General features: G+C 61.6%; 15 protein-coding genes. All 15 read right to left on the bottom strand.

The window, feature by feature from the left end:
- Positions 1-6 precede the first annotated feature (6 nt).
- Positions 7-561 (bottom strand): 50S ribosomal protein L5, encoded by a 555-nt coding sequence (rplE, locus tag V6L75_RS11955; RefSeq protein ID WP_019965860.1) that lies wholly within the window; start codon positions 559-561, stop codon positions 7-9.
- Positions 554-871, bottom strand: a complete 318-nt coding sequence (rplX, locus tag V6L75_RS11960; protein ID WP_334251735.1) for a 50S ribosomal protein L24 — start codon at positions 869-871, stop codon at positions 554-556. Before rplX ends, rplE begins: the two co-directional genes overlap by 8 nt.
- Complete coding sequence (gene rplN, locus V6L75_RS11965; protein ID WP_013652493.1) at positions 871-1239, bottom strand: 50S ribosomal protein L14; 369 nt, start codon at positions 1237-1239, stop codon at positions 871-873. Before rplN ends, rplX begins: the two co-directional genes overlap by 1 nt.
- A gap of 69 nt (positions 1240-1308) precedes the next feature.
- The gene (gene rpsQ / locus V6L75_RS11970) at positions 1309-1536 is read right to left on the bottom strand and encodes a 30S ribosomal protein S17 (protein ID WP_019965862.1); all 228 of its coding nucleotides are present in this window, start codon (positions 1534-1536) and stop codon (positions 1309-1311) included.
- A 10-nt stretch (positions 1537-1546) separates the two neighbouring features.
- On the bottom strand, positions 1547-1747 hold the full coding sequence (gene rpmC / locus V6L75_RS11975) for a 50S ribosomal protein L29 (protein ID WP_019965863.1): 201 nt from the start codon (positions 1745-1747) through the stop codon (positions 1547-1549).
- Between the two features lie 22 nt (positions 1748-1769).
- Positions 1770-2183, bottom strand: a complete 414-nt coding sequence (rplP, locus tag V6L75_RS11980; protein WP_019965864.1) for a 50S ribosomal protein L16 — start codon at positions 2181-2183, stop codon at positions 1770-1772.
- Positions 2184-2223: 40 nt separating this feature from the next.
- Positions 2224-2952, bottom strand: a complete 729-nt coding sequence (rpsC, locus tag V6L75_RS11985) for a 30S ribosomal protein S3 (RefSeq protein ID WP_019965865.1) — start codon at positions 2950-2952, stop codon at positions 2224-2226.
- Entirely contained in the window at positions 2952-3332 is a 381-nt protein-coding gene (gene rplV, locus V6L75_RS11990) for a 50S ribosomal protein L22 (RefSeq protein WP_019965866.1), read from the bottom strand. Before rplV ends, rpsC begins: the two co-directional genes overlap by 1 nt.
- Before the next feature lie 2 nt (positions 3333-3334).
- Positions 3335-3613 carry a 30S ribosomal protein S19 gene (gene rpsS, locus V6L75_RS11995; protein ID WP_019965867.1) on the bottom strand — a complete coding sequence of 93 codons (279 nt, stop codon included), beginning with the start codon at positions 3611-3613 and terminating at the stop codon, positions 3335-3337.
- 12 nt (positions 3614-3625) lie between these two features.
- Positions 3626-4459: a 50S ribosomal protein L2 gene (gene rplB / locus V6L75_RS12000; protein ID WP_019965868.1), complete on the bottom strand. Its 834-nt coding sequence runs from the start codon at positions 4457-4459 to the stop codon at positions 3626-3628.
- A gap of 16 nt (positions 4460-4475) precedes the next feature.
- Positions 4476-4769 (bottom strand): 50S ribosomal protein L23, encoded by a 294-nt coding sequence (locus V6L75_RS12005; protein WP_019965869.1) that lies wholly within the window; start codon positions 4767-4769, stop codon positions 4476-4478.
- Entirely contained in the window at positions 4766-5386 is a 621-nt protein-coding gene (rplD, locus tag V6L75_RS12010; RefSeq protein WP_019965870.1) for a 50S ribosomal protein L4, read from the bottom strand. Before rplD ends, V6L75_RS12005 begins: the two co-directional genes overlap by 4 nt.
- On the bottom strand, positions 5386-6093 hold the full coding sequence (gene rplC, locus V6L75_RS12015) for a 50S ribosomal protein L3 (RefSeq protein WP_019965871.1): 708 nt from the start codon (positions 6091-6093) through the stop codon (positions 5386-5388). Before rplC ends, rplD begins: the two co-directional genes overlap by 1 nt.
- 23 nt (positions 6094-6116) lie before the next feature.
- Positions 6117-6425: a 30S ribosomal protein S10 gene (gene rpsJ / locus V6L75_RS12020; protein WP_013652482.1), complete on the bottom strand. Its 309-nt coding sequence runs from the start codon at positions 6423-6425 to the stop codon at positions 6117-6119.
- Between the two features lie 65 nt (positions 6426-6490).
- A partial coding sequence (locus tag V6L75_RS12025; protein WP_343224728.1) for an EF-Tu C-terminal domain-related protein occupies positions 6491-6589 on the bottom strand: 99 nt, incomplete at its 5' end.

A 6589-nucleotide genomic window follows, 5' to 3' on the forward strand; every position in this document is an offset into this window, starting at 1 on the left:
TCCGCGTTACTTGCGGAACGGGAAGTTGAACGCGCGCAGCAGTTCGCGCGCCTCTTCATCGGTGTTGGCCGTGGTGCACACGACCACGTCCATACCCCAAATCTGGTCGACCTTGTCGTACTCGATTTCGGGGAAAACGATGTGTTCCTTAATGCCCATGGCGTAGTTGCCACGGCCATCGAAGCTCTTCGGGTTCAAGCCGCGGAAGTCACGAACGCGCGGAAGCGCGATGGTGATCAGACGGTCGAGGAACTCGAACATCTGTTCGCGGCGCAGCGTCACCTTGGCGCCGAGGGGCATGCCCTCACGCACCTTGAAGGTGGCGATGGAGTTAGCAGCTTTGGTGATCACCGGCTTTTGACCGGCGATGAGCGCCAGGTCGTCCGCAGCGATGCGCACCTTCTTGCTGTCTGCAACTGCCTCACCGACGCCCATGTTGAGAACGACCTTCTCAAGCTTGGGGATCTGCATCGGGTTGGTGTAGTTGAACTTTTCCTGCAGCTGCTTGCGCACCACTTCATCGTAGTGCGTCTTGAGCCGCGGCACGTAGGTCTCAGCCATCGATCAGGTCTCCCGAACGCTTGGCCACACGGACCTTGCGGCCGTCTTCCTGCACCTTGAACCCGACGCGGGTCGGCTTGCCATCCTTGGGATCGGCTACAGCCAGGTTGGAAACGTGAATCGGGGCTTCCTTTGCCACGATGCCTGCTTCCTGGGTCTGCGTCTGGCGCTGGTGGCGGCGAACAATGTTGATGCCGCGCACGAGAGCCTTGTTGTCCGTCGGCAGCATCTGCAGCACTTCGCCGGTCTTGCCCTTGTCACGACCGGCGAGCACGACAACCGTGTCGCCTTTTTTAATTTTCGCAGCCATCAGAGCACCTCCGGCGCGAGCGAAATGATCTTCATGTGGTTCTTTGCACGGAGCTCGCGCGGCACCGGCCCAAAGATACGGGTGCCGATCGGCTCCTTGTTGTTGTTGACCAGGACCGCCGCATTGCGGTCGAACCGGATCACGCTGCCGTCGGGACGGCGAATGTCCTTCGCCGTACGCACGACGACCGCCTTCATCACGTCGCCCTTCTTGACGCGGCCGCGCGGGATAGCTTCCTTGATGCTGACGACGATGATGTCGCCAACGCGGGCATACTTCCGCTTCGAGCCGCCGAGCACCTTGATGCACATGACACGACGGGCGCCGGAATTATCCGCCACGTCGAGGTTTGTTTGCATCTGAATCATGACTTGGCCGCCTTGTTCTCTCTACGGCGCACCTGCCACGGGCGCCGGATGCTCAACAGAGCCGTGGTCTCAGGAGACCACGGTCCAACGTTTGGTCTTGGAGATCGGCGCACACTCTTCGATCTGAACCGTGTCGCCGACCTGGTACTTGTTCGCTTCGTCATGCGCCCGGTACTTCTTGGACCGGCGCACGGTCTTCTTGAGCAGCGGGTGAGTGAAGCGACGCTCCACCTTCACCGTCACCGTCTTGTCATTCGCGTTGCTGACCACGGTGCCCTGCAAAATGCGTTTCGGCATTGAGGCCTCCTTACGCGGTTGCGGTCATGCGCTTATCGCGCATGATCGTCTGGATCCGGGCGATATCCCGGCGGATCTGCCGGAAACGACCAGTGTTTTCGAGCTGACCGGTGGCCTTCTGAAAGCGCAGGTTGAACTGCTCCTTCTTCAGTGCCTCGAGTTCCGTACGGAGCTCGTCGAGGGTCTTTGCCCTTACATCATTTGCCTTCATGGCTCAACTCTCCTCGACTGCCTTACTCGGCGATCCGCTGTACGAACCGGCACTTGATCGGCAGCTTGGCAGCAGCCAGGCGCATTGCTTCGCGGGCAACGTCTTCCGGCACGCCGTCAATCTCGAACATGATACGGCCCGGCTTGACACGGCAGGCCCAGTAGTCCGGAGCACCTTTACCCTTACCCATGCGGACTTCCGCAGGCTTGGAAGACACCGGCACATCCGGGAAAATCCGGATCCAAACACGGCCCGCACGCTTCATGTGACGGGTCATTGCACGACGGGCTGCCTCGATCTGGCGGGCGGTGACACGCTCCGGCTCCACGGCCTTCAGACCGAATTCGCCGAAGTTCAGGTCAGTACCGCCCTTCGCCATGCCGTGGATGCGGCCCTTGTGCTGCTTGCGGAACTTAGTTCGCTTCGGTTGCAGCATCGTTCTTCTCTCGTTCTTGCGTTACACGGGCGCTGCCTTTTCAGGCAGCGCGCTCGCGACCACGATCCCGGCGCTGGCCGCGATCACCCTGATTCGCATCCGAGCTTTCGGTCGCGCGGCGTTCAGACGCCATCGGATCGTGCTCGAGGATCTCGCCCTTGAAGATCCAGACCTTGACGCCGCAGGCGCCATAGGCGGTGTGAGCGGTCGCTGTGCCATAATCGATGTCGGCGCGCAAGGTGTGCAGCGGCACACGGCCTTCACGATACCACTCGACGCGTGCGATTTCCGCACCACCCAGACGGCCGCCGCAATTGATGCGGATGCCAAGGGCGCCCAGACGCATGGCCGACTGAACGGCACGCTTCATGGCGCGGCGGAATGCAACACGGCGTTCCAGCTGCTGGGCGATCGAAGCGGCAACCAGGGTCGCGTCGATTTCCGGCTTGCGCACTTCAACGATGTTGATGTGCACTTCTGCGTCGGTGATCGCAGCAAGCTTCTTGCGCAGCTTGTCGATGTCCGCACCCTTCTTGCCGATGACCACGCCCGGACGGCCGGAGTGGATGGTCACGCGGCACTTCTTGTGCGGGCGTTCGATCACGATCTTGGAAACCGCAGCCTGCTTCAGCTCGTTCATCAGATATTCGCGGATGCGGAAATCTTCATGAAGCAGCTTGCCGTATTCGCCCTTGTTGGCGAACCAGCGGGAGTCCCAGGTGCGGTTGATCCCGAGGCGCATGCCGATCGGGTTGACTTTATGTCCCATCAGGCAGTCTCCTCGACTTGACGAACAACGATGGTCAGGTTCGAGAACGGCTTCTCGATCCGGCCAGCGCGGCCACGTGCACGGGCATGGAACCGCTTGATGACAAAGGCCTTGCCCACATGGGCTTCGGCAACCACCAGGCTGTCCACGTCCAGGTCGTGGTTGTTCTCGGCATTCGCAATCGCGGACATCAGGGTCTTCTTGACGTCACCAGCGATGCGCTTGCGGGAGAACGTCAGATCCGCCAGAGCGGAACTTACCTTCTTGCCGCGGATTGCAGCCGCCACGAGGTTCAGCTTCTGCGGGGAAACGCGCAGCATGCGCGTGACCGCCTTGGCCTCGTTGTCGGCGAGCGTCCGCTCACGCTTCGGCTTGCCCATCGTTACTTCCTCTTCGCCTTCTTGTCGGCGCCGTGCCCATAGTAGGTCCGGGTCGGCGAGAACTCGCCGAGCTTGTGACCAATCATTTCTTCAGACACCAGCACCGGAACGTGCTTCTGTCCGTTGTAGACGCCGAAGGTCAGGCCAACGAACTGCGGCAGGATCGTCGAGCGGCGGCTCCAGGTCTTGATGACCTCGTTCCGGCCGGTTTCGCGAACCTTGTCCGCCTTCTTCAGCAGATACCCGTCGACAAACGGACCTTTCCAGATCGAACGTGTCACGATCCGTACCTCTTACTTCTTGCGAGCATGACGGCTGCGAACAATGAACTTGTCCGTTGCCTTGTTGCTGCGCGTGCGCTTGCCCTTCGTCGGCTTGCCCCAGGGGGTCACCGGATGACGGCCACCAGACGTGCGGCCTTCACCACCGCCGTGCGGATGGTCGATCGGGTTCATGGCCACACCGCGGGTGTGCGGGCGGATGCCGAGCCAGCGCGAACGTCCGGCCTTGCCCAGGTTGATGTTGCCATGGTCCGGGTTGGACACGGCGCCAATGGACGCCATGCAGGTGCCCAGAACGCGGCGCTGTTCACCGGACATGAGACGCAGGATCGTGTAACCCTGGTCGCGGCCGACGATCTGAACGAAAGCACCGGCGGAACGGGCGATCTGACCGCCCTTGCCCGGCTTCAGCTCAACGTTGTGGACAATGGTGCCGACCGGAATGGAAGCCAGCGGCATTGCGTTGCCCGGCTTCACGTCTACGGACTCACCAGCCACAACCATGTCGCCGGCAGCAAGACGCTGCGGGGCCAGGATGTAGGCCAGCTCGCCATCCTCGTAACGGATCAGCGCGATGAAAGCGGTGCGGTTCGGATCGTATTCCAGGCGCTCAACAGTCGCCGGAACGTCGAACTTGCGACGCTTGAAGTCCACCAGACGGTAGGAGCGCTTGTGGCCACCACCGCGGTTCGGTGCCGTCAGACGGCCGCGGTTGTTGCGGCCGCCGGTCTTGCTCAGGCCTTCGGTCAAGGTCTTGACCGGCTTGCCCTTCCAGAGATCGGCACGGTCCACCTGAACCAGCTGGCGCCGGCCGGGGGACGTGGGGTTGAAGGTCTTGAGTGCCATAATTGTCGTCCCAGCCTTAGAGTCCGGTCGTCACGTCGATCGAGTGACCCTCGGCGAGCGTCACAATGGCCTTCTTGTAGTCGGACTGCTGTCCGATGCGGCCGCGGAAACGCTTCACCTTGCCCTTGCGGACCAGAGTGTTCACCGCAGTGACCTTGACGCCGAACAGGGCTTCAATCGCTGCCTTGATTTCCGGCTTGGTTGCCGAGTTGGCAACCTTGAAGACCACCTTGTTCTCTTCCGAGGCCATAGTCGCCTTCTCGGTGATCACCGGGCTGACGATCTTGTCGTAGTGAGCGATCTTGCTCATTTGAACCGCTCCTCGATAGCCGACACAGCAGCCTTGGTCAGAACCAGGGTGTTGCGGCGCAGGATGTCGTAGACGTTGATGCCCTGAACCGGGAGCACGTCAACAGCCGGAATGTTGCGGGCGGCGAGTGCGAAGTTCGCATCCACCTCTGCACCATCGATGACCAGCACGTTGGCGAGGCCCAGCTTGCTGAACTTTTCCTTCAGCAGCTTGGTCTTGGCTTCAGCGGCCTTGGCGTCCTCGACAACGATCAGCGAACCGGCCTTCACCTTGGAAGACAGCGCATGGGCGAGGCCCAGGGCGCGAACCTTCTTCGGCAGGTCGTGGCCATGGTCACGGACAACCGGACCAAAAGCCTTGCCGCCGCCGCGGAACTGCGGAGCCTTGCGGTTGCCGTGACGGGCGCCACCGGAGCCCTTCTGACGGACGAACTTCTTGGTCGTGCCGGAGACTTCGGCACGGCCCTTGGCCTTGTGGGTACCAGCCTGGCGCTTGGCAAGCTGCCAGCGCACAACGCGGTGGATCAGATCCGTGCGCGGCTCGAGACCGAAGATCTCGTCCGACACCGTGATCGAACCGGCGGCCGAACCTTCGAGGGTTTTGACCTCAAGTTCCATCACTCACTCTCCTTGCCCGTGGCTGCCTCGGCAACGGCCCGGAAAGCACCCGGGACCGGCACGCCTTCCGGCAGCGCCTTCTTGACGGCATCGCGAACCAGGATCCAGCCGCCCTTGGCACCGGGAACAGAGCCTTCGACCATGATCAGGCCGCGCTCGACGTCCGTGCGGACAACCTTGAGGTTCTGCGTGGTCACACGGGCATCACCCATGTGGCCGGCCATCTTCTTGCCCTTGAACACCTTGCCCGGGTCCTGACGCTGGCCGGTCGAACCGTGCGCGCGGTGGGACACCGAGTTACCGTGAGAAGCGCGGCCACCACCAAAGTTGTGGCGCTTCATGGAACCGGCAAAGCCCTTACCGATCGAGGTGCCGGTGACGTCGACAAACTGTCCTTCCACATAGTGGTCGGCAGTGATCTCGGACCCGACTTCGATCAGGTTGTCCGGGCTCACGCGGAACTCAGCCAGCGTGCGCTTCGGTTCAACCTTGGCAACCGCGAAATGTCCGCGCATCGCCTTGGGCGTGTTCTTGACTTTGGCAACACCTGAGCCAAGCTGCAGTGCGGTGTAGCCGTTCTTTTCTTCAGTGCGGTGAGCAACAACCTGGCAGTTTTCGAGCCGCAGTACAGTGACCGGCACATGCTCGCCGGCCTCGTTGTAAATGCGGGTCATGCCCACCTTCTGAGCGATCACTCCAGAACGCATTGGCGTAAACCTTTCGATCCGACTCAGAGCTTGATCTCGACGTCCACGCCAGCTGCCAGGTCGAGCTTCATAAGAGCGTCGACGGTCTGCGGCGTCGGATCGACGATGTCGAGGAGGCGCTTGTGAGTGCGCATCTCGAACTGATCGCGGCTTTTCTTGTCGATGTGCGGACCACGAAGCACGGTGTACTTCTCAATCCGCGTCGGCAGCGGCACGGGACCCCGTACCTGCGCACCGGTCCGCTTCGCCGTGTTCACGATCTCCCGGGTGGAAGCATCGAGAATACGGTGATCGAATGCCTTGAGGCGGATCCGGATATTCTGACCGTTCATTTCAGATTTCCCGATAAGACTGGGCCCCGCCGTCCGCCTGAAGCGGCGGCGGGGGCACCCGCCGATTACTCAATGATGGAAGCGACAACGCCGGCGCCGACGGTACGGCCACCTTCGCGGATAGCGAAGCGCAGGCCGTCTTCCATGGCGATCGGAACGATCAG

Origin of the sequence: Pannonibacter anstelovis, assembly GCF_036881715.1 — a bacterium.
Taxonomy (GTDB): Bacteria; Pseudomonadota; Alphaproteobacteria; order Rhizobiales; family Stappiaceae; genus Pannonibacter; species Pannonibacter anstelovis.